We start from the raw sequence: 24,122 nt of genomic DNA on the forward strand, positions 1-24,122 counted from the left end.
CACTATTTTACAATAAAAAACGCCTGCGATTGGCAGGCGTTTGGGGCAGCGTTTTTGCTCTTAACGCATAAATGAAGGGATATTTTGCTCATATTGACGGATTTGATCAGCATGTTGCAGCGTTAAGCCAATGCTATCAAGGCCGTTCATCATGCAGTGGCGACGGAAGCCATCAATATCAAATCGATAAGTCTTTTCACCCGCCTTGACCGTTTGCTTTTCTAAATCAACAGTGAATTGGCAGCCTTCATTGCTCTTCACATAGTTAAACATTTCGTCGATTTCTGCTTCGCTCAATTTAATCGGTAACAACTGGTTATTGAAAGAGTTACCATAAAAAATATCAGCAAAACTCGGCGCGATGACGACTTGAATGCCAAAGTCTGTTAAAGCCCATGGAGCATGCTCTCTCGATGAGCCACAACCAAAGTTTTCACGCGCAAGTAAAATCGTCGCCCCCTTAAAAATGGGTTTGTTTAACACAAAATCAGGGTTGGGCTGTTGGCCTGCATCATCAAGAAAGCGCCAGTCATGAAACAGATGTTGCCCGAACCCTGTGCGAGTCACTTTTTGTAAAAACTGTTTTGGAATAATGGCATCAGTATCGACATTCGCTGCATCTAAAGGGGCAACAATGCCAGTATGGGTGATAAATTTTTCCATGAATGATCTCCTTTAGATTTGGATATCGCGAACATCCGCGAAATGCCCGTTGATTGCTGCCGCTGCCGCCATTGCTGGGCTAACTAAGTGGGTGCGTCCAGCACGGCCTTGGCGACCTTCAAAGTTACGGTTACTGGTCGATGCGCAACGTTCGCCGGGGTTTAAGCGGTCATTGTTCATTGCAAGGCACATGGAGCATCCAGGTAAACGCCATTCAAAACCTGCGTCAATAAAGATCTTATCTAATCCTTCTTGCTCAGCTTGGGCTTTAACAGGTCCAGAGCCTGGAACAACAATCGCCTGTACCCCTGAAGCCACTTTTTTACCTTTTGCGATAGCGGCGGCTGCACGCAAATCCTCAATGCGTGAGTTAGTACAAGAACCAATAAACACTTTATCAATCTTAACGTCAGACAATTTAATGCCCGATTCTAACCCCATATAAGCTAATGCTTTTTCTGCCGATGCGCGTTCTACTGGGTCACTAAAAGAGTCCGGAGATGGGATCGGTTCGTTGATGGCAATCACTTGACCGGGGTTCGTTCCCCAAGTGACCTGCGGTGCGATTTCGCTGGCTTGCAAGGTGACAATTTTATCGAATTGTGCACCTTCATCGGTTTTTAATGTTTTCCAGTAAGCAACGGCGTCATCCCACTCTTGGCCTTTAGGGGCAAATTGGCGACCTTTCATATAATTAAAGGTGGTTTCATCTGGTGCAATGATCCCGGCTTTCGCCCCTAATTCGATGGCCATATTACACACTGTCATACGGCCTTCCATGCTGAGGTTTTCAATGGCTTCACCACAAAACTCAACAATATAACCTGTGCCACCCGCGCTACCAGTTTTACCAATAATCGCCAAGACGATATCTTTTGCGGTGATCCCCACAGGTGCTTTACCAACAACTTCAATTTTCATCGTTTTGGCTCGAGCCTGTTTCAGGGTCTGTGTCGCCATGACGTGCTCAACTTCAGAGGTTCCGATACCAAACGCCAATGCACCGAATGCACCGTGTGTTGCTGTATGTGAATCCCCACACACAATGGTCATTCCCGGCAAGGTAATGCCTTGCTCAGGCCCCATAACATGCACAATCCCCTGATAAGGGTGGTTGAGGTCATATAAAGTAACGCCAAATTCTTGGCAGTTTTTCATCAACTCTTGCATTTGAATGCGTGCCATATCACCGCAGGCGTTGATATCTTTCGTTTGAGTGGAAACGTTATGATCCATCGTTGCAAATGTTTTGCTTGGTTGGTGCAACGGACGGTTTTTCGTTCTCAGTCCATCAAATGCTTGAGGTGAGGTGACTTCATGAACCAGATGGCGATCGATATAGATAAGCGGGATCTCATTATCCACTTCGCGCACAACGTGAGCATCATATAATTTCTGATATAAAGTTTTGGCCATGTTACACCCCTTCGGCGATATAACGGGCGATAATATCACCCATTTCACTGGTACTGACTGATTTGCCCCCTCCCGCTAAGTCAGCGGTACGGTGACCATTTTCTAACGCTTTATTTACAGCCCTTTCAATGGCATCAGCGGCATCACTTTGATTCAAACTGAATCGTAATAACATAGCGGCTGATAAAATTTGGGCGATTGGGTTAGCGATATTTTTACCTGCAATATCTGGGGCAGAGCCACCAGCAGGTTCATATAAGCCAAAGCCTTCTTCATTAAGACTGGCTGACGGTAGCATTCCCATTGAACCTGTGATCATTGCGCACTCATCTGAAATGATGTCACCAAACAGGTTTGAACACAGCACGACATCAAATTGAGAAGGTGCTTTGATCATCTGCATCGTCGCATTATCAATATACATATGACTAACAGACACATCAGGGTATTCTTTCGCGATTTGATTCACGACTTCACGCCATAATACAGAGCTTTGTAATACGTTGGCTTTGTCAATTGACGTCACTTTATGGTTACGTTTACGCGCAGATTCAAATGCAATGCGAGCAATCCGCTCTATTTCATAGCGATGGTAAACCTCAGTATCAAAAGCATATTCATCTTGACCTTCGCCTTTACGACCTTTTGGTTGACCAAAATAGATACCGCCAGTCAACTCACGCACACAGAGAATATCAAAGCCTTGTGCTGCAATATCAGCTCTCAATGGGCAAAATGCTTCTAATGCCTGGTACAAACGAGCCGGACGTAGATTACTAAATAATTTAAAGTGTTTGCGTAATGGCAGTAATGCGCCTCGCTCAGGTTGACTATCGGGTGGCAAATTTTCCCATTTAGGGCCACCAACAGAGCCAAACAGAACGGCATCTGCACTTTCGCAACCCGCGACTGTTGCTTCTGGCAGCGGTTTGCCATGGCGGTCAATTGCAATACCACCAACGTCATACTCTTTTGTTGTGATAGATAATGCAAAGCGCTGGCGGATCGCATCTAACACTTTATGGGCTTGGGCCATAACTTCAGGGCCAATGCCATCTCCAGGCAATACGGCAATATGATAGCTTTTAGACATTGTTATACAGCTTCCTTTGTATTGGATTGTGATTCTTTTTGATTTATTTTTTGTTTTTCTTTTTCAACTTGTTCAGAGCGCCAAATACTATTCAATACGTGCACCATTGCTTTGGCTGACGATTCGACGATATCCGTTGCCAAGCCCATTCCGTGGAAACGGCGGTTAAAACATTCCACGACAATATCCACTTGACCTAACGCATTTTCCCCTTGGCCTTTCGCTGACAATTTATAAGAAACCAATTTAATAGGGTAATTGGTGATATTGCTAATCGCTTGGTAAATAGCATCGACAGGGCCATTTCCTGTTGCCGCTTCTGATTTAACCTCTTCACCGCAACGCATTTTGACGGTAGCCGTGGCGACAACGCTAGAGCCTGACTGAGTACTGAAATAATCCATCGAAAAATGGTCGGTATCATCTTGTTGACTAGCGAAGAAGGCCAGAGCTTCCAAGTCGTAATCAAACACTTGGCCTTTTTTATCCGCTAAACTTAAGAAGGCGGTATACAACTCATCCAAGTTGAAATCTTTCCCTTCTTGATACCCCATTTCTTCCATACGATGTTTAACCGCAGCACGGCCAGAGCGGGAAGTTAAGTTCAATTGAATCGCTTTTAAGCCGATGGATTCCGGTGTCATGATTTCATAGGTTTCACGGTTTTTCAGCACACCGTCTTGGTGAATACCGGATGAGTGAGCAAAGGCATTGCTACCAACAACCGCTTTATTGGCTGGAATAGGGGTGTTGCATAATTGACTAACTAATTGGCTGGTACGATAAATCTCTTTGTGATTGATGTTGGTATGGACGTTTAACATTTGCTCGCGCAATTTAATCGCCATGATCACTTCTTCTAAGGCGGTATTACCAGCGCGTTCACCTAACCCATTAATCGTTCCCTCAACTTGGCGAGCCCCCGCTTGGACGGCAGTGATAGAGTTGGCAACAGACATACCTAAGTCATCATGGCAGTGAACTGAAATGATGGCTTTATCAATATTTGGTACTTTTTCATATAAAGAGGTGATGATCCCACCGAATTGGTAAGGGGTTGTGTAACCGACAGTATCTGGAATATTGATGGTTGTCGCGCCAGCTTTAATGGCTGCTTCAACAATGCGGCATAAGTTATCAATATCAGTACGGCCCGCATCTTCACAAGAAAACTCAACATCATCAGTATAACGTCTTGCGCGTTTGATAGAGTCGATAGCCATGTCCATCACTCCATCAAATGTTTTATTCAATTTCTTTTCGACGTGTAAATTTGATGTCGCTAAAAAAATGTGGATGCGGAATGCTTCGGCAACTTTCAATGATTCAGCGGCCACATCAATATCATTTTGTACGCATCGCGCTAATGCACAAATACGGCTGTTTTTGATTTCACGAGCGATAGTTTGTACTGACTCAAAGTCTCCCGGTGAAGAGACGGGGAAACCAGCTTCAATGATATCGACCCCAAGGCGCTCTAAAGCAAAAGCGATTTGCAATTTTTCTTTAACGGATAAACTTGCCTGTAATGCCTGCTCGCCATCACGTAACGTGGTGTCGAATATAATGACTTGATCGCTCATGTTGTGTTCCTCTTATACAGAATTTGTCGTTATATTTTTGCGGTGCCGGCAGGCATAAAAAAACCCGCGGCTAGCGCGGGTTTTTATGTTTCTGGACTGTGAGTTTCCTATCTTCCGTCCATAAGCATACCGCGCACATTGGATGCGAGTAGTAGTAGGCTTAGTAGGCGGATAGAAGTTGTCATTTTCACAGTCTCTAAATTTGGTTTTAATCAATCTGTATTTATTGATACGTGATCTTTTCTTGGCTGTCAACTTTAGTTTTTTTCGTCAATTTTGGAGAATGATGAATCATCACTAATACTTGGTGATTGTGACTAATTTCTATATTTTTAGTGATGTTTTTCCCTATATTTTACCGATAAGTTAGGGGTAAAATTCTTTTTATGAAAGAGCTGGGCTGAAACATAGCATAAACTGATGGTTTGGTTGCTTTTTGAACTGCTTTGTGAGGGGAAAACGAAAACGATAACATGAGATATAAAAATAAATTTTAATTATAGTTTTTATTAAATAAATTATTTAGTAAATGAATTATTTAAAATTAATCTGATAATGGGATAGTATCGTGGTTGTTGATGATATTTATTATGATTTATTTTTAGAATTGTTTTATTATTTTGATGCTAACAATAATAGTTTTAAATGATTTGATAAAACTTATTATGTCGATGAATACCTTCGTTTCATTATCGTATCTATATTGTGTTGCTAAAATGATAGGTAATATAATAGAAGCGTCGTTTTAATAAATGCAGGGAACGCGAAATAGCTTATCATTGATAAGTTTTTTGAAGAATAATATTTAATGAATTTATAAAAACCTTATTTATTTAAGGGGAGATGATTTTCATTAATTAAAAATGATAAATATCTTTATTGGAGTACATAATGACTGATTTTGATACGGCTTCACCAGCTAAAAAAGAGAATAATGACATCAATTTGCGAAATGTTGATCTCAACTTACTCACCGTTTTTGATGTGGTTATGCAGATGCAAAACGTAACAAGGGCAGCACAGGTATTAGGCATGTCTCAACCTGCCGTGAGTAATGCTGTATCCCGTTTAAAATCAATGTTCAATGATGAGCTTTTTGTCCGCTATGGACGCGGTATACAACCGACATCCCGCGCTAAACAGTTGTTTGGGCCGGTTAGGCAAGCTCTACAACTCGTTCATAATGAGTTACCGGGGGCTGGTTTTGACCCTAAATTAAGTGAGCGAGTATTTAATCTTTCTATTTGTTCTCCATTAGATATTCGTTTAGCTGCCGTTATCGTTGAAAAATTCAAACAAGTATCACCAAATATTAATGTACGTATTCATTGTTTCTTAGATAATAACATTGAGCATAAATTAAAGTACCAAGAGACAGATTTTTCGGTAAGCTATAATCAATTCGAAAAAAGCGAATATCAACATCAGGTTTTATTTAATGATGAGTTAGTTGTCGTGGTCGCCAATGATCATCCACGAATTCACGGTAATGTTACGCAAGAATTATTAATTAATGAAAAGCATGCCGTGATGTCAATGGATAATATGGGGTCCTTTAGTAAGCCTTATTATCATAATACAGAGTTATCACATACAATTAGCTATCAGGGCACGGATTTAAATAGTGTTTTAAATATCGTTTCTTTAACTGATTTAGTGGCAATTGTGCCAAAATGGCTTGTTGAAAACTCAGCAAATAAACTTCAATTACGAACAGCCGCTTTGCCATGGGCAGAAAATACGCGCCCTTGCTATTTAACGTGGCATGAATCAACGGCTCGGGATAAAGGGCATCAATGGATGAAGTCACAATTTTGCCAACTAATCACTGAATTACCTATGTAGCATTGGCTTAATCATCCGCTGAAATCGCGGCAGTTGCACGGTTTATGATTAACTCATCATGGTAAAACTCTATGATGAGTTATGTTACCTGACTAACATTTGCAAAATATTTACATAATATCTCTTTTCACGACACTCTTTCACCTATACACTCAAATCATTCAGCTAACACTTGTAAGCTGAAATAATTAACTGGTGAAGCGCTTCGTGGGTTTACCGAGCGGCTTCAGTTAACAAATGTACTATAGGAAAAACATTTTGATTACTGAAAATCTATATCCATACCATATGGTCAATCGCTTGCACAGCCGGTTTAATGCCGCTGATTCAGCGACTCGGATAGCTTTCAGTCAATGGCATAATGGGCAACAGAGTGATCTAACATGGAAAGAGGTTGAACAGCACTCTTTTGCCATTGCTCGCCGCCTTTTGGCACTCAATGTTGAAGTACAAGAAAATATTGGGTTATTTGCGCATAACAGTATGAATTGGGCTTTGGTGGATCTTGCGGTCTTACAGTTAAAAGCCGTTACTGTACCTTTATATGCGACCAGCAGTGTTGAACAAGCTGCTTATATTATTAATGATGCAAATATTCGTATTCTATTTGTTGGTGAGCAAGAGCAATACCAAGTTGCATGCCAACTAAAATCACGCTGTCCTCAATTAACCACTATCGTGGTGCTGAATGAGGATGTTGAATTAGTCGATGGAGAACTGGTTTCTGTTCACCTATCAAATTTTATCGCGCAAGCAGAGCCTGAATACCAAGACGAGCTAAATCAACGTATTGCGGCTCACCATCTGAGTGATCTTTTCACCATCATCTATACATCGGGTACGACAGGGGAGCCTAAAGGGGTCATGTTGGATTATTACAATATGGCGGCGCAGCTCTATCTTCATGACCAGCGTTTGAAGTTAAACATCGATGATGTTTCATTAAGTTTTCTACCGTTATCACATGTTTTTGAGCGCGCTTGGAGCTTCTATGTCATGCATACAGGTGCTCGCAATGTTTATCTCACTGATACTAATGCGGTTAGGGATGCATTGACACAAGTTAAACCTACCGTGATGTGTGCGGTGCCTCGTTTTTATGAAAAAGTGTATAGCGCTGTACAAAGTAAGGTTGCTAAAGCACCACTTATGCGTCGTTTGTTATTTAAATGGGCAATCGCACAAGGCAATAAAAGGGTTAAAGCGCTGGCACAAGGTAAGCAGCTAAATGCGCTGAATCAGTCATTGTTTAATTTAGCCGACAGGTTAGTGTTAACAAAGCTACGCCAACTGTTAGGTGGACGTATTCGCTTTATGCCTGCCGCCGGTGCTCGTTTAGATGATGATGTTATCGCCTTTTTTCTCGCAGTAGGCGTGAACATCAAATATGGTTATGGGATGACAGAAACTTGTGCGACGGTGTCATGTTGGGAAGAGGGGGAATACCCATTAGGCTCTATCGGCACACCGTTGTCATCGGTTGAGGTACGTATTGGCGATAATAATGAGATTCAGGTAAAAGGGCCTGTGGTCATGAAAGGCTATTATCATCGCCAAAAAGAGACAGAAGATGCATTTACCCCTGACGGCTGGTTAAAAACTGGGGATGCAGGTGAAATCGATGCTCAAGGTAATTTGTATATTACCGACCGCTTAAAAGATTTAATGAAAACCTCAAATGGGAAATATATTGCACCACAAATGATCGAAGGGGTGTTAGGCCAAGACCGGTTTATCGAGCATATCGCCGTTATCGCGGATGCGCGTAAATTCGTTTCGGCGCTGATCGTACCTTGTTATGATTCATTAGAAGAATATGCGCGTTCGATCAATTTAAAATATCGTGATCGATTAGAGCTATTAAAAGATTCGAATATTGTGGCTCTGTTTGAAAATCGCTTAAAAGAGCTACAGAAAAATATCGAAAATTTCCATCAGGTTAAGCGTTTTACGTTACTCCCGGCTAATTTTTCCATGGAAAAAGGGGAGCTCACACCAACCTTAAAGCTGCGTAGAAAAATTATTTCAGAGCGTTATCACTCTGAAATTGAATCAATGTACCGCGAATAATTCCTCAATAGAGCCGGATAACACATAGCATGATATCCGGCTTCTCTTTGTACTCTTTTTCATCGCTTTATAGTGATATTTTCCACCATTCTTCCTTTTTTTGGTTAATTCAACCAATAATCTGAGTAGATAAAGATAATATTCAAAGTTGTCATGTTTGCTTAATAAATGGTGTTTGCGTCACCTTAGACACAACGATATGTTAATAGCAGTCATAACTACGGCAGAAATGACAATACATAGTAGAGGACTGTCATACCTCTGTTAACTTGTAAAAATAGTCTGGGGGCAAACTCATGGAGATGTTGTCGGGAGCAGAAATGGTCGTCAAGTCTTTGATTGACCAAGGTGTAAAGCATGTATTTGGGTATCCAGGTGGTGCTGTTTTAGATATCTATGATGCACTTCATACGGTAGGTGGTATTGATCACATCCTCGTTCGCCATGAACAAGCCGCGGTTCATATGGCGGATGGTTATGCACGCTCAACAGGAGAAGTCGGGGTGATTTTAGTGACCTCGGGTCCTGGTGCGACAAATGCAATTACAGGGATTGCGACGGCATATATGGACTCTATTCCTTTGGTTGTTTTATCAGGACAAGTAGCAAGCTCCTTGATTGGGAATGATGCATTTCAAGAGTGTGATATGGTGGGAATATCTCGCCCAATTGTAAAACACAGCTTTTTAATTAAAAAAGCCGAAGACATACCTGAAACCATTAAGAAAGCCTTCTATATCGCTGCAAGTGGTCGTCCAGGTCCTGTGGTTATCGACTTACCTAAAGATACGGTTAATCCGGCAAATAAATACCCTTACCGCTATCCTGAAGCGGTTTCTTTACGCTCTTATAACCCAACCCTTCAAGGGCACAAAGGGCAGATTAAAAAAGCGCTAACAAAACTGATTGCGGCGCAGAAACCTGTTTTCTATATCGGTGGAGGGGCAATCAACGCAAATTGTTCGGCTGAAATCATCGCATTAGCAGAAAAACTGCAACTGCCTGTTGTATCAACACTCATGGGGCTAGGGGCATTTCCAGAAACCCATCACCAGTCAGTTGGGATGCTTGGTATGCACGGTACATATGAAGCCAATAAGGTGATGCATAATTCTGATGTTATTTTTGCTGTTGGTGTGCGTTTTGATGATAGGACAACGAATAATCTTGAAAAATATTGTCCGAATGCAACAGTGATCCAAATTGATGTCGACCCAACCTCTATTTCTAAAACCGTTAATACAGATATTCCGATCGTAGGGGATGCTAAGCTGACACTTCAGCAAATGTTGAGTCAGCTCGATCAAGTTTCCACCAAACAAAATAGCCAAGCATTAAAAACATGGTGGAAAGAGATTGAAACTTGGCGAGAGAGAAAATGCCTCCGTTATGAAACCAATAGCCAAAAAGTGAAACCTCAGCAGGCGATTGAAACCATTTACCGCCTGACAAATGGTGAGGCGTATGTCACTTCTGATGTTGGGCAGCATCAAATGTTTGCCGCACTGTATTACCCATTTGATAAGCCTCGCCATTGGATTAATTCAGGGGGCTTAGGCACCATGGGCTTTGGTTTACCTGCCGCTTTGGGGGTTAAATTAGCACATCCACAATCTACGGTTATCTGTGTTACTGGCGATGGCAGTATTCAAATGAATATCCAAGAACTGTCGACCGCAATGCAATATGGTTTACCGGTGGTTGTGTTGAATCTCAATAATGGGTTTTTGGGGATGGTTAAGCAGTGGCAAGATATGATTTATCAAGGCCGCCATTCTCAATCTTATATGCAATCGCTTCCTGATTTCGTCAAACTTGCAGAAGCTTATGGTCATGTAGGTATTTCGATTCATTCCCCCGATGAACTCGAAGAAAAATTAAAACAAGCACTGGTAGAAGTGAATGAAAACCAACGCTTAGTTTTTGTGGATATTAACGTTGATGAAACTGAACATGTTTACCCAATGCAGATACGTGGTGGTGCAATGGATGAAATGTGGCTGAGTAAAACAGAGAGGACCTGATCATGCGTCGTATTTTATCCGTCTTACTAGAAAATGAATCGGGGGCACTTTCCCGTGTTATTGGGTTGTTTTCTCAACGTGGTTATAATATCGAAAGTTTAACGGTTGCACCTACCGATGACCCAACACTGTCACGTATGACCATTCAAACAAAAGGTGATGCAAAGGTGCTTGAGCAGATTGAAAAGCAACTGCATAAGTTAGTCGATGTCTTACGTGTAAGTGAACTGACGGCTTCAGCACATGTTGAACGTGAGATCATGCTAGTTAAACTGCAAGCATCGGGTTATGGCCGCGATGAAATTAAACGTTGCTCCGATATTTTCCGCGGTCAAATCGTTGATGTAACGCCTACGCTGTATACCGTTCAGCTAGCGGGAACAAGCGATAAACTGGATGCATTCATTGAAGCAGTCCGTGGCGTTGCTGAAATTGTTGAAGTTGCACGCTCAGGTATTGTTGGTGTTTCACGTGGCGATAAAATTATGCGGTGAAAAATTTATCGGCTGAAGGTAGAATACCATTGCATAGAGCCCCGATTGATTCGGGGCTTTAACCGTTGGCGGCTATTTTAGCTTGGCTACGGTTATCAGGGATTGTAAAAAATAAATAGTAAAATCAATATGTTGGTTTTATCTGATAACACAAAGAGGTTAACGTGAAACTGGATGAAATAGCCCGTTTAGCGGGGGTATCTCGCACAACGGCTAGTTATGTGATCAACGGCAAGGCCAAGCAGTATCGAGTCAGCGATAAAACTGTAGAAAAAGTGATGGCTGTTGTCAGAGAGCACAATTACCATCCAAATGCTGTAGCAGCAGGGCTACGTGCAGGGAGAACACGTTCGATTGGGCTAGTGATCCCCGATCTCGAAAACACAAGTTATACTCGCATTGCTAATTATCTTGAGCGTCAAGCACGTCAGCGTGGCTACCAACTGTTGATTGCCTGTTCAGAAGATCAGCCCGATAACGAAATTCGTTGCGTTGAGCACCTTCTACAACGCCAAGTTGATGCGATTATTGTTTCAACGGCGCTGCCACCTGAACATCCTTTTTATCAGCGTTGGGCCAACCGTTCTTTGCCGATTATTGCGTTAGATAGGGCGCTAGAACAAGAGCACTTTATTAGCGTTGTCGGGGATGACCAAGAAGATGCATTGATGCTCTCTACGGAGTTGAGGCAATTTTCCGCGGAGTCAGTCTTGTATCTTGGCGCTCTGCCAGAATTATCGGTGAGCTACCTTCGTGAACAAGGTTTTAGAAAAGGCTGGCAAGGTGATGCTCGTGAGGTCAAGTATCTCTATGCAAATAGCTATGAGCGGGCGTCAGCGGCGGAGGTCTTTGCTGACTGGTTAGATAAAGGCAATCAGATGCCTGATGCACTCTTTACAACCTCATTTTCGCTGTTACAGGGGGTGTTAGATGTTGCATTGAAGCGTGATGGTCGTCTACCTGAGCATATGGTAATTGCAACGTTTGGTGACAGTGAGTTGCTGGACTTTTTAGGTTGCCCTGTTTTATCACTTGCACAACGTCACAGAGATATTGCTGAGCGTATTTTAGAACTGGTGTTGGCAAGTTTAGATGAAAAACAAAAACCGGATGCAGGGATTACTCGTATTCGTCGTGATCTGTGCCGACGTGGTAGCCTCGGGCGCAAACAGTAAAATATCATTTAAATAATAAAAACCAGACAAAAAGTCAGGTTGAATATTAAGTGATATCGATCACGTTTATAAGTATTATGTTAGCCCCAAAGTAAATGGGGCTTTTTATTTCATGCTAAAAATAAGTAAATATTTAACTTTAGGACTATTCTTAACGAGGTAAATCTAATTTATCATTGTAAAGAAAATAAAATAAAAAAATTTGATTTAAGAAATAATTTTTAAATCAAAGAAAGCACGTAAAATTTTATTTATTGTAAAATACTGGCTATTAAAACAGTATTTTAATTATATGAAATATATGGTTTTTATTTTTCTGTGAGGCTGTTATCGATAATATTTACCTTTATTAAACATTCACGGTTATTTTGAAAGTAAAGAATCGGTTAACGATATACTGATTAAAAATGAGACATATAAAGGAAATATCATCATTTGAGTGTTTTTTCATCAGTAAAATAGAGTTTACGTAATATTTGCTCTTTTGTTGAAAATAAATGAATTATATCAATCCGTTATTCCTCATTTTATCTCCGAAGTAGATTTTACCCACTCTTATCTTTTCTGAATTGTTCTGTAAATAAAGCAAAAGCTAGGCGCGTCTGGCTTGACAACGTTTTCCTACCATTCGTAAACTTTATAAGTGGAGAATTGTGGGGTAAAGTGGGTAAATAGGAAATAAAGAGGTTTTACTGGGTATGTTTCGTGGGGCAACACTGGTAAATCTCGACAGCAAAGGGCGGCTTACCGTGCCTACCCGATATCGGGGAATGTTGAGCGAGGAATCTAAGGGGCAGATGGTTTGTACTATCGACCTCCACCAGCCATGCCTGCTGCTTTACACTTTACCTGAGTGGGAAATCATCGAAGAAAAGCTCTCTCGCCTATCAACCATGAATCCAGCAGAAAGACGTGTCCAACGACTTTTGTTGGGACATGCCAGTGAATGTCAAATGGATAGCTCAGGGCGTCTTTTGTTAGCCAGCACGCTACGTCAACATGCAGGGCTAACAAAAGAGGTCATGCTAGTAGGCCAAATAAATAAATTTGAACTTTGGGATGAACAGACTTGGTATCAGCAAGTGGAAGAGGATATTGCCGCTGAACGACAAACCCAAGAACCACTGTCAACCCGTTTACAGGATTTGTCACTATAAACATGACACAGCAACAATTTAAACATGTAACAGTACTGCTTGATGAAGCAGTAAATGGCCTAAATATTAAACCAAACGGTATTTATATTGATGGAACTTTTGGGCGTGGTGGGCATTCAAGGCTGATTTTAAGCCAGCTAAACGAGCAAGGGCGTCTGATTGCTATCGATCGTGATCCAGAGGCGATTAAAGCAGCGCAAGAAATTGATGACCCTCGCTTTATGATCAAGCATGGCCCATTTTCTGCAATTGCAGAGTATGTAGAAGAAGAAGGGCTAGTTGGCAAAATTGATGGCGTATTACTGGACTTAGGGGTGTCATCCCCCCAACTGGATGATCCTGAGCGTGGTTTTTCATTTATGCGTGATGGGCCGTTGGATATGCGTATGGATCCAACGAAAGGGCAGTCAGCCCAACAATGGCTAATGAATGCACAAGCTGATGACATCGCATGGGTTTTGAAAACTTTTGGAGAGGAACGTTTTGCAAAACGCATTGCGAAAGCCATCGTTGAGCGTAACCACAATCCAGAAGAAACACCTTTAACGAGAACTCGTGAGTTGGCTGAATTGATCGCTAAAGTCAGCCCTATCAAAGAGCGTCATAAGCACCCTGCAACGCGAAGTTTTCAAGCAATACGTATTTACATTAACAGTGAGTTGGAAGAAATAGAGCAGGCGCTTGAAGGTGCTGTCTCTGTATTAGCACCGGAAGGACGTCTTTCGGTGATCAGTTTCCATTCATTGGAAGATAGGCTAGTGAAGCGGTTTATTCGTCAAAATAGCAAAGGGCCTAGTGTTCCTGCTGGCATCCCTCTTACGGAAGCTCAAATACGAGAACTGGGTGTCGCTAAGCTGCGTGAAGTGGGCAAAATGAAGCCTTCAGACGCTGAAATTGACGAAAACCCAAGGGCACGTAGTTCTGTACTGCGTTTTGCACAGAGGATACTGTAATTATGGTTCCAGAAAGGCATAGTCTTGGGAAAGTGATTGGTCGTGACCTTTTTCGTCATGGGGTAATTCCTTTGATTTTGCTAGTGGCCATCATTATTAGCGCTATTTTTGTGGTCACAACTGCCCATGAAACGCGTTTGCTAACGGCAGAAAAAGACAAGTTATATGAAGAGAAAGATGCGCTGGATATTGAATGGCGTAACTTGATCTTGGAAGAAAACGCATTGGGAAGTCATAGCCGAGTTGAACGTTTATCGGTGGAAAAGTTGCAGATGGTTCATGTTGAACCTTCTCAAGAAAATATCATTGTCTCTAAGCAGTAGATAAGGTTACGAATGAAAGCACCTAAGTCAGCTAGGAATAAAAAACAGTCTGAAAATACCAGCTTTGTTAGCTGGCGTTTTGCCTTGTTGTGCGGCGGTATTCTACTGGCTTTAGTCGGGCTTTTAGTGCGTGTAGCTTATCTACAAATCATTTCGCCTGAAAAGTTAGTTAAAGAAGGGGATATGCGCTCCCTACGTGTTCAAGAGGTCTCTACAGCACGTGGCATGATAAGCGATAGGGAAGGGCGGCAACTGGCTGTTAGTGTGCCTGTTAATGCGATTTGGGCTGACCCAAAAGTGGTATTTGAAAAAGGTGGGGTGAACAATGATGAACATTGGAAAGCGCTCGCTGATGCATTGGAGATCCCACTTGAGCAGATCACCGCTAAAATTTCTGCCAATCCAAAAGGGCGCTTTGTGTACCTCGCTCGTCAAGTCAACCCTTCTATTGGCGAATACATCACGAAACTAAAATTACCCGGTATCTATTTACGCAAAGAATCACGCCGTTACTACCCCTCAGGGCCTGTTGCAGCGCACTTAATTGGTGTGACAAATATTGATGGCGAAGGGATAGAAGGCGTCGAGAAGAGCTTTGAGCGCTGGTTAAAAGGGGAGCCAGGTGAGCGTATTGTTCGTAAAGACCGTAATGGGCGTGTGATTGAAACGGTTTCTTCCGTTGATAGCCAAGCGGCTCATAACTTAGTGCTAAGTATTGATGAACGCATTCAATCTATCGTTTATCGTGAATTAACGAAAGGTGTTCAGGAAAACAAAGCTGAATCAGGTGTTGCCATTTTAGTGGATGTGCACACGGGGGAGATTTTAGCGATGGCGAATAGCCCATCCTATAACCCGAACAATTTGGCAGGAACCCCCATGGATGCTATGCGTAACCGTGCGATCACCGATATTTTTGAACCGGGTTCAACGGTCAAGCCGCTCGTCGTTATGAGTGCATTAAATAACCGTATTGTCAAAGAAAATACCGTATTGAATACCTACCCATATCGAGTTAATGGTCATGAAATCAAAGATGTAGCTCGTTATCCTGAATTATCAATTACAGGTATTTTACAGAAGTCGAGTAACGTGGGTGTTTCAAAACTGGCGTTAGCGATGCCTGCCACAGAGCTGGTGGATGTGTATAGCCGCTTTGGGTTTGGCAAGCCGACTAATCTGGGGTTAGTCGGGGAAAGTAGTGGCATCTTTCCAAGTAAAAAAACACGGTGGTCTGATTTAGAAAGGGCCACCTTTTCTTTCGGGTATGGGCAAATGGTAACACCGTTACAGTTAGCCCGTGCCTATGCAACAATTGGTAGTTTCGGGATTTATCGCCCGCTATCGATTACTAAAGTTGACCCTCCTGTGCCGGGAACACGCGTTTTTCCTGAGCATATAATGCGCACCGTTGTGCACATGATGGAAAGTGTTGCCTTGCCGGGTGGTGGGGGAACAAGAGCCTCAATAAAAGGCTATCGTATCGCGATAAAAACAGGTACTGCGAAAAAAGTAGGGCCGGAAGGGCGCTACATTAATCAATATATTGCTTATACCGCAGGCGTCGCGCCTGCAAGTAACCCACGCTATGCCCTTGTCGTTCTTATCAATGAGCCTAAAGCGGGTAAATATTATGGTGGTGCAGTATCGGCACCCGTGTTTGGTTCAATTATGGGCGGTGTTTTACGCATGATGAACGTTGAACCTGATGCACTACAAACAGACGATAAAAACGACACAGTTCTTAACAGAAAAGAGGTTAAAAGTGGCAGATCGTAATCTTTGTGATCTTCTTTCGCCATTTGGCGTTAGCACAGCAAGTGTCTCGTTACGTGAGATGACATTAGACAGTCGTAAGGCGGCTGCCGGTGATCTGTTTATCGCAATTAAAGGCCATCAATCAGATGGTCGACACTATATTTCTCAAGCGATCGCCCAAGGGGTCGCCGCGGTGGTTGCAGAAGCGCATGGTGAAGCCGCTGAAGGTGAAATTCGTTATATCCACGGCGTTCCCGTTGTTTACCTAAATGATCTGAATAGTCGCCTATCAGCATTAGCGGGGGCATTTTATCAACATCCTGCTGAAAAAATGAAATTGATTGGGGTGACAGGCACTAATGGTAAAACGACGACAACTCAACTGATCGCGCAGTGGGCACAAGGATTAGGTGAAACCAGTGCTGTCATGGGGACCGTAGGGAATGGTTTACTTGGGCAAGTTGCGCCGAGTGAAAACACCACAGGTTCCGCTGTGGATATTCAAGTTGAGTTGACTCAGTTATTGAAGCAGAAGGCTACATTAACCGCGATGGAAGTCTCCTCTCACGGCCTTGTGCAAGGTCGCGTAGCTGCCTTACCTTTTGATGCCGCAGTATTTACAAATTTAAGCCGTGACCATTTAGATTACCATGGTGATATGGAAAGTTATGAAGCGGCGAAATGGTTACTGTTTTCGACACATCAAACCAAAGCGCAAATTATTAATGCTGATGATGATGTGGGTCTAAAATGGTTACAGCGTTTACCGCAAGCTTGCGCCGTTTCTATGGAACAACGAATTCCTGAGCAATGGCAAGGGCCATGGTTACAAGCAACAGCGGTTGAATATCATGATCGCGGAGCAACCATTCAATTTACCTCATCATGGGGCAACGGAACGTTAGAAAGCCCATTGATGGGCGCATTTAACGTCAGCAACTTATTGTTAGCTATGGCAACACTGCTGACGATGGATTATTCGTTAGAACAGCTATTAGAGGCATCATCATCTCTTTCACCAGTATGTGGTCGAATGGAAGTGTTTAGTGCGCCAAACAAACCAACCGTGGTTGTTGATTATGCCCACACACCGGATGCACTCGAAAAAGCGTTGGCGGCAGCACGCTTACATTGTAAAGGCCAATTATGGTGTGTCTTTGGTTGTGGGGGAGACCGTGATAAAGGCAAGCGACCTTTGATGGGCGCAGCGGCAGAAGAGTGGGCGGATAAAGTCGTTATTACTGATGATAACCCGCGCAGTGAAGAGCCGTTAGATATTATCAATGACATTATGGCGGGGATCCTCGATTCAAGTCGAGTTCTTGCGATCCCAGGGCGTGCGGAAGCGGTTACCAGCTCAATCATGCAGGCAAATGCGGATGATGTGATTGTGATCGCAGGTAAAGGCCATGAAGATTATCAAATTATCGGTCATCGCCGTTTAGATTATTCAGATCGCCTAACCGTTGCAAGGCTATTGGGGGTGTTAGCATGATCCCCTTAACGTTAGCTCAACTGGCGGCCGTGACCGCTGGGCGTTTATTTAATGCTGAAGGTATTGATGCCGCTACACTGACATTAAGTGAAGTGAGTACAGATAGCCGCCAAATTGGTCAAGACTGCTTATTTATCGCCTTAAAAGGTGAGCGTTTTGATGCCCATGACTTTGCCCCTTCTGTGGTTGAAAATGGCGCTGTTGCATTACTGGTTGAGCGTGAGCTTGATGTTGATTGCCCACAGGTTATTGTGGCGAACACTCGTCTTTCTATGGGGCAACTTGCTGCATGGGTGCGCAAGCAAAGCCAAGCGAAAGTAGTCGGTTTAACAGGCTCCTCGGGGAAAACCTCTGTTAAAGAGATGACCGCATCCATTTTATCTCAGCGTGGCAAAACCCTGTATACAGCGGGTAACTTAAATAATGATATTGGTGTGCCATTAACGCTATTTCGGCTAACTCACGAATATGATTATGCCGTAATTGAAATGGGGGCGAATCATCCAAATGAAATCGCCTATACCACGAATATCGTGAAGCCTGAGAGTGCACTGGTGAATAATTTATTTGCAGCACATCTTGCCGGCTTTGGTTCACCTGAAGGTGTGGCTCGCGCAAAAGGGGAAATTTACCAAGGTCTACCTGACGAAGGTACCGCGATTGTTAACCTTGATAGTTATTCGCCACATTGGCAATTTCAACCGCGGCAAACCGTGTGGTATTACTCGCTGAAGCCACAAGACAAAGCGGATTTCTATCCATCGGATATTGAAGTTAAACAACTTTCAACAAACTTTACGTTGCATACGCCAGTTGGGCAAATTGCAATCACATTGCCTTTACCGGGGATGCATAACATTGCCAATGTCCTTGCGGCAAGTGCGCTTGCCATTTCAGTTGGCGCAACGCTGGAAGATATTCGCAATGGGTTAGCGACGACGAAAGCGGTGCCGGGGCGTTTATATCCGGTACAACTGAGTCCAACAAAAGTGGTATTGGATGACACTTATAACGCGAATGATGGCTCAATGATTGCAGCAATTAATGTTTTAGCTAAAATGCCCGGCTATCGTATTTTGATTGCAGGTGATATGGGCGAGCTTGGCGATTACGCACAAGATTGTCATCAACGCGTTGGCATTGCGGCAAAAGATGCAGGTCTGGATAAAGTACTGAGTGTGGGTACACTGAGCGAAATGATCAGTCAATTCAGTGAATGTGGTGAGCACTTTGCATTCAAAAAAGATTTATTAACCCGACTGATTCCGCTAGTCCAGCAGAATGAAGTTGTTTCTATTTTAGTTAAAGGTTCACGTAGCTCCGCGATGGAAGATGTCGTGAATGCATTAAAGGAGTGCTTTGCATGTTAGTCTGGCTTGCCGAAATATTGGTGCATCATTTTTCTGTTTTTAACGTCTTTTCTTATCTGACGTTCAGAGCCATTGTCGGTTTGCTAACGGCACTCGCTATCGCGTTATGGATGGGGCCACGTTTAATTACCTATTTACAAAAAATGCAGATTGGTCAAGTCGTTCGCGATGTAGGGCCTGAGTCTCACTTTAGTAAACGTGGCACACCTACAATGGGCGGCATACTGATTCTATTTTCAATCAGTATATCGGTGTTGTTGTGGGCGCGTTTAGATAATCCCTATGTTTGGTGTGTCCTGTTGGTATTGGTGGGATATGGCCTTGTAGGCTTCGCTGATGACTACTTAAAAGTGGTTAGAAAAAATAGCCGAGGCTTAATTGCTCGCTGGAAATATTTTTGGCAATCCGTCATTGCGCTCATTGTTGCTTTTTCAATGTATGCAGTCGGTAACGAGACGCCAGCGACACAATTAGTCGTACCTTTCTTTAAAGATGTGATGCCTCAACTGGGAATGCTTTATATTCTGCTGGCTTACTTTGTGATTGTTGGAACCAGTAATGCCGTTAACTTAACTGACGGTCTTGATGGTTTAGCAATTATGCCAACAGTATTCGTTGCGGCAGGGTTTGCTTTGGTCGCGTGGGCGACAGGTAACGTTAACTTTGCGAGTTACTTGCATATTCCGTTCTTGCCACACGCTGGTGAACTAGTGATCGTCTGTACGGCTATTGTTGGCGCGGGATTAGGTTTCCTATGGTTTAACACTTACCCAGCACAAGTCTTTATGGGGGATGTAGGTTCTTTAGCACTCGGAGGCGCTTTAGGTACTATCGCAGTTCTACTACGCCAAGAGTTTTTGTTAGTCATTATGGGTGGCGTGTTTGTTGTAGAAACATTATCAGTCATCTTACAAGTGGGTTCTTTCAAATTACGTGGTCAACGTATATTCCGTATGGCACCAATTCATCATCATTATGAGTTGAAAGGGTGGCCGGAACCACGCGTAATTGTGCGTTTTTGGATTATTTCCTTAATGCTAGTCCTGATTGGGCTAGCAACATTGAAGGTACGTTAAACATGGCTCGTATTCAGGGTAAACAGTATCAAGGTAAAAAAGTGGTGATTATCGGGTTAGGTCTAACAGGCCTATCCTGTGTGCACTTTTTCTTATCACAAGGTGTCATTCCACGTGTGATAGATACTCGTTCTGCCCCACCCGGTGTAGAGCAATTACCTAGCAATGTCGAATATCACCATGGCAGTTTAAATAACTCATGGTTACAAGAAGCTGATTTGATTGTCGCAAGTCCGGGTATTGCTCTAGCGACACCTGAGTTGCAACAGGCGGCTAATAAAGGCATTGAGATTGTTGGCGATATTGAGCTGTTTTGTCGTGAGGCTGATGCACCAATCATTGCCATTACTGGCTCTAACGGTAAAAGCACGGTGACTTCTTTAGTCGGGGAAATGGCAAAAGCCGCAGGTATCTCTGTTGGTGTGGGTGGTAATATTGGTATTCCTGCATTATCCCTACTTAACCAAGGTCACCAGCTTTATGTGCTTGAGTTATCAAGCTTCCAATTAGAAACCACATCCAGTTTACAAGCCTTAGCGGCAACCGTACTGAATGTGACAGAAGACCATATGGATCGCTATCCATTAGGGTTAGCGCAGTATCGCGACGCTAAATTACGTATTTATCATAATGCGGCGAATTGCATTGTGAACGCGCAAGACCCACTGACGTTACCACGAGATAGACGTCATGAAGCGTGTATCAGCTTTGGGGTCGATAGTGGTGATTATTATTTTGATACACAACAGCGTTTATTAGTTGCGAAAGGGCAAGCCATCATTGATGTTGCTGATATGCATTTGACTGGGCAACACAATTACACGAATGCGCTGGCAGCGCTTGCACTGGCAGATATTGCAGGCATAGAGCGTAAGGCTTGCTTGGATGTACTGAAAAATTACGCTGGATTAATGCACCGTTTCCAACTGGTGTTATTGAATAACGGAGTACGTTGGATTAACGACTCTAAAGCGACCAATGTGGGTAGCACGGAAGCCGCACTAAATGGCTTAAAAGTGGATGGAACACTGCATCTGCTATTAGGTGGTGATGGTAAAGCTGCCGATTTTTCACCCTTAAAGCCATATCTTGCCCAAGATAATGTGCGTGTGTACTGCTTTGGTCGTGACGGTAAAGCTCTAGCCCAATTGGAGCCTGAAAAATCTGTGCTGACGGAAACGATGGAGCAGAGCATGCGTTATTTGGCTCCACATTTAAAATCAGGCGATATGGTTTTACTGTCTCCAGCTTGTGCAAGTATCGACCAATTTAAAAACTTTGAGCAGCGAGGGATGATTTTTGCTCAGTTAGCGAAGGAGTTAGGCTGATGACTATACCAGGTGCTGTGCGCATAAAAAACTGGGTGCTTGGTGAAAAGGGTGGCGTTATTGCTGGCTCAACACTCTATGACCGCACCTTGGTATGGCTGGCACTTGGCCTCGCTGCAATCGGTTTTATTATGGTGACATCGGCATCCATGCCGGTGGGGCAAAGATTGACAGAAGATCCTTTTTATTTTGCCAAGCGTGATGCCGTTTATTTAGCCATTGCCTTTGTTTTAGTGTTAGGCGTGATGCGGATCTCAATGGCAGTTTGGGAAAAATACAGCTTTGTATTGTTAATGGTCTCCCTGCTGTTATTAGCGGTAGTACTGGTTGCAGGGAGCTCTGTCAACGGGGCATCGCGTTGGATTGATATCGGTATTGTTAAAATTCAGCCGGCTGAGTTATCTAAATTAGCTCTATTTTGCTATGTATCCAGTTACTTAGTAAGAAAGTCAGAGGAAGTGAGAACACGCTTCCTTGGTTTTGTAAAACCAATGTGTATCTTGATTGTGATGTCATCATTATTGCTACTACAGCCTGACTTGGGAACCGTTATCGTACTAGTCGTCACCACCCTAGGGTTGCTCTTCCTTGCCGGAGCAAGATTGGCCCCCTTTATTATTGGGATTGCGGCGTGTGTTGTCGGGGTATTAGCACTGATTTGGTTTGAGCCTTACCGTTTGCGCCGAGTGACATCATTTTTGAATCCATGGGAAGACCCGTTTGGTAGCGGTTATCAGCTTACCCAATCATTAATGGCATTTGGTCGAGGTGAGTTAGTTGGGCAAGGGTTAGGGAACTCAGTCCAAAAACTGGAATATTTACCAGAAGCGCATACGGACTTTATTTTTTCGGTTTTAGCTGAGGAGCTTGGCTATATTGGCGTTGTGTTGGTGTTATTGATGGTATTTATGCTGGCATTTCGCGCAATGATGATAGGCCGTCGAGCTTTATTAGCTAACCAATTATTTGCTGGCTATTTAGCGTGTTCGATAGGTATTTGGTTTACCTTCCAAGCATTAGTTAATGTTGGAGCTGCTGCCGGTATGTTACCGACGAAGGGGTTAACATTACCATTGATCAGCTATGGTGGCTCAAGCCTATTAATTATGTCTGCTGCTATTGCCGTGTTATTACGTGTCGATTTTGAAACACGTCTGCAAAAAGCGCAGGCGTTTGTAAGGAGTGTTAAATGAGTCAAGCAAAAAGGTTATTAGTCATGGCTGGTGGTACTGGGGGGCATGTATTCCCAGGTTTAGCTGTGGCCCATTATTTGCAGGCTCAAGGCTGGGAAATCCGTTGGTTAGGCACAGCCGATCGCATGGAAGCAACGTTAGTACCGCAACATGGTATTGAGATTGAATTTATACGGATATCAGGGCTTAGAGGTAAAGGCGCGTTAGCATTGGCTGCCGCGCCTTGGCGGATCTTTAAAGCGATACGCCAAGCAAAAGCCATTATCAAACAATATCAACCTGACGCTGTACTCGGTATGGGCGGATATGTTTCAGGGCCTGGTGGGATTGCGGCTTGGTTATCAGGTGTACCTGTGGTGCTACATGAACAAAATGGGATTGCAGGTTTAACGAATAAATGGTTGTCAAAAATTGCAAAACGAGTACTTCAAGCGTTCCCCGGTGCTTTTGCGGATGCGCCAATTGTTGGCAATCCAGTACGAAAAGATGTCTTAGCGCTGCCACTGCCCGAGGAGCGATTATCGGATCGCGACGATAAAATACGCGTACTGGTTGTAGGTGGTAGTCAAGGCGCGCGTATTTTGAACCAAGTAATGCCAGAGGTTGCTGAAAAAGTAGGCAAACAGTTAAATATCTGGCATCAAGCGGGAAAAGGCAGTAAGGAAACTACAGAAGCGTTGTATAATGAACGGCTAAAAAATTCAGTTAATTCCGAGTATAAAGTTACGGAGTTTATTGATGATATGGCTCAGGCGTATGCATGGGCGGATATTGTGGTTTGCCGTTCTGGAGCGTTAACAGTCAGTGAAATTGCCGCAGCAGGGTTACCTGCGATTTTTGTGCCATTTCAGCATAAAGATCGTCAACAGTATTGGAATGCGCTTCCGCTAGAAAAGGCGGGAGCGGCAAAAATCCTTGAGCAACCACAATTTACTGCGGATAACGTTGCTAGCCTATTGGCGCAGTGGGATAGGCAAGCATTATTATCGATGGCGAAAAAGGCACGTTCTTGTGCTATCACCGACGCGACAGAGCGTGTAGCGGCAGTAATCAGTGAAGTGGCTAAATAGTTATCACCATCGATAACATGGCATAGATATAGAATT

Annotated in this window: 19 protein-coding genes; 15 read left to right on the plus strand and 4 right to left on the minus strand. The window is 43.2% G+C overall.

Annotated features, from left to right (window positions below; genetic code table 11):
- Positions 1–60: 60 nt before the first annotated feature.
- From leuD to leuA, 4 genes are read right to left on the minus strand one after another with little or no spacing between them, the layout of a single operon-like run.
- Positions 61–663 (minus strand): 3-isopropylmalate dehydratase small subunit, encoded by a 603-nt coding sequence (gene leuD, locus PR833_RS05315; protein ID WP_004921966.1) that lies wholly within the window; start codon positions 661–663, stop codon positions 61–63.
- 12 nt (positions 664–675) lie between these two features.
- Positions 676–2,079: a 3-isopropylmalate dehydratase large subunit gene (leuC, locus tag PR833_RS05320; protein WP_004921962.1), complete on the minus strand. Its 1,404-nt coding sequence runs from the start codon at positions 2,077–2,079 to the stop codon at positions 676–678.
- A gap of 1 nt (position 2,080) precedes the next feature.
- The gene (leuB, locus tag PR833_RS05325) at positions 2,081–3,172 is read right to left on the minus strand and encodes a 3-isopropylmalate dehydrogenase (protein ID WP_004921959.1); all 1,092 of its coding nucleotides are present in this window, start codon (positions 3,170–3,172) and stop codon (positions 2,081–2,083) included.
- Positions 3,173–3,174: 2 nt separating this feature from the next.
- Positions 3,175–4,755 (minus strand): 2-isopropylmalate synthase, encoded by a 1,581-nt coding sequence (leuA, locus tag PR833_RS05330; protein WP_004921957.1) that lies wholly within the window; start codon positions 4,753–4,755, stop codon positions 3,175–3,177.
- Positions 4,756–5,646: 891 nt separating this feature from the next.
- Here leuA and leuO point away from each other — a divergent pair.
- The 15 genes from leuO to murG all read left to right on the plus strand — a co-directional run bounded on the left by leuO (position 5,647) and on the right by murG (position 24,086).
- A complete protein-coding gene (gene leuO, locus PR833_RS05335) occupies positions 5,647–6,600 on the plus strand; it encodes a transcriptional regulator LeuO (protein WP_004921954.1) in 954 nt (317 codons plus the stop codon).
- A gap of 288 nt (positions 6,601–6,888) precedes the next feature.
- Positions 6,889–8,670: an AMP-dependent synthetase/ligase gene (locus PR833_RS05340; RefSeq protein WP_036943978.1), complete on the plus strand. Its 1,782-nt coding sequence runs from the start codon at positions 6,889–6,891 to the stop codon at positions 8,668–8,670.
- Between the two features lie 296 nt (positions 8,671–8,966).
- The gene (gene ilvI / locus PR833_RS05345; protein WP_040133349.1) at positions 8,967–10,694 is read left to right on the plus strand and encodes an acetolactate synthase 3 large subunit; all 1,728 of its coding nucleotides are present in this window, start codon (positions 8,967–8,969) and stop codon (positions 10,692–10,694) included.
- A 2-nt stretch (positions 10,695–10,696) separates the two neighbouring features.
- Positions 10,697–11,188, plus strand: coding sequence for an acetolactate synthase small subunit (gene ilvN, locus PR833_RS05350; protein ID WP_004921945.1), 492 nt, complete (start codon positions 10,697–10,699; stop codon positions 11,186–11,188).
- A 164-nt stretch (positions 11,189–11,352) separates the two neighbouring features.
- The gene (gene cra / locus PR833_RS05355; RefSeq protein WP_004921942.1) at positions 11,353–12,363 is read left to right on the plus strand and encodes a catabolite repressor/activator; all 1,011 of its coding nucleotides are present in this window, start codon (positions 11,353–11,355) and stop codon (positions 12,361–12,363) included.
- Positions 12,364–13,061: 698 nt separating this feature from the next.
- Positions 13,062–13,520 carry a division/cell wall cluster transcriptional repressor MraZ gene (gene mraZ / locus PR833_RS05360; RefSeq protein WP_004921936.1) on the plus strand — a complete coding sequence of 153 codons (459 nt, stop codon included), beginning with the start codon at positions 13,062–13,064 and terminating at the stop codon, positions 13,518–13,520.
- Positions 13,521–13,522: 2 nt separating this feature from the next.
- Positions 13,523–14,473, plus strand: coding sequence for a 16S rRNA (cytosine(1402)-N(4))-methyltransferase RsmH (gene rsmH, locus PR833_RS05365; protein ID WP_163886168.1), 951 nt, complete (start codon positions 13,523–13,525; stop codon positions 14,471–14,473).
- 2 nt (positions 14,474–14,475) lie between these two features.
- Positions 14,476–14,796 carry a cell division protein FtsL gene (ftsL, locus tag PR833_RS05370; RefSeq protein ID WP_004921932.1) on the plus strand — a complete coding sequence of 107 codons (321 nt, stop codon included), beginning with the start codon at positions 14,476–14,478 and terminating at the stop codon, positions 14,794–14,796.
- A gap of 12 nt (positions 14,797–14,808) precedes the next feature.
- Positions 14,809–16,575, plus strand: coding sequence for a peptidoglycan glycosyltransferase FtsI (gene ftsI / locus PR833_RS05375; RefSeq protein ID WP_004921927.1), 1,767 nt, complete (start codon positions 14,809–14,811; stop codon positions 16,573–16,575).
- A complete protein-coding gene (gene murE, locus PR833_RS05380; protein WP_272525945.1) occupies positions 16,562–18,049 on the plus strand; it encodes a UDP-N-acetylmuramoyl-L-alanyl-D-glutamate--2,6-diaminopimelate ligase in 1,488 nt (495 codons plus the stop codon). Before ftsI ends, murE begins: the two co-directional genes overlap by 14 nt.
- On the plus strand, positions 18,046–19,419 hold the full coding sequence (murF, locus tag PR833_RS05385) for a UDP-N-acetylmuramoyl-tripeptide--D-alanyl-D-alanine ligase (protein ID WP_004921921.1): 1,374 nt from the start codon (positions 18,046–18,048) through the stop codon (positions 19,417–19,419). The genes murE and murF overlap by 4 nt, the downstream gene beginning before the upstream one ends.
- Positions 19,413–20,495, plus strand: coding sequence for a phospho-N-acetylmuramoyl-pentapeptide-transferase (mraY, locus tag PR833_RS05390; protein ID WP_004921918.1), 1,083 nt, complete (start codon positions 19,413–19,415; stop codon positions 20,493–20,495). Before murF ends, mraY begins: the two co-directional genes overlap by 7 nt.
- Before the next feature lie 2 nt (positions 20,496–20,497).
- Positions 20,498–21,823, plus strand: a complete 1,326-nt coding sequence (murD, locus tag PR833_RS05395; RefSeq protein WP_004921917.1) for a UDP-N-acetylmuramoyl-L-alanine--D-glutamate ligase — start codon at positions 20,498–20,500, stop codon at positions 21,821–21,823.
- The gene (gene ftsW, locus PR833_RS05400) at positions 21,823–23,016 is read left to right on the plus strand and encodes a cell division protein FtsW (protein WP_004921913.1); all 1,194 of its coding nucleotides are present in this window, start codon (positions 21,823–21,825) and stop codon (positions 23,014–23,016) included. The genes murD and ftsW overlap by 1 nt, the downstream gene beginning before the upstream one ends.
- The gene (gene murG, locus PR833_RS05405; RefSeq protein WP_272525946.1) at positions 23,013–24,086 is read left to right on the plus strand and encodes an undecaprenyldiphospho-muramoylpentapeptide beta-N-acetylglucosaminyltransferase; all 1,074 of its coding nucleotides are present in this window, start codon (positions 23,013–23,015) and stop codon (positions 24,084–24,086) included. Before ftsW ends, murG begins: the two co-directional genes overlap by 4 nt.
- Positions 24,087–24,122: the final 36 nt, after the last annotated feature.

This window comes from Providencia sp. PROV189, from assembly GCF_028480065.1.
Taxonomy (GTDB): Bacteria; Pseudomonadota; Gammaproteobacteria; order Enterobacterales; family Enterobacteriaceae; genus Providencia; species Providencia stuartii.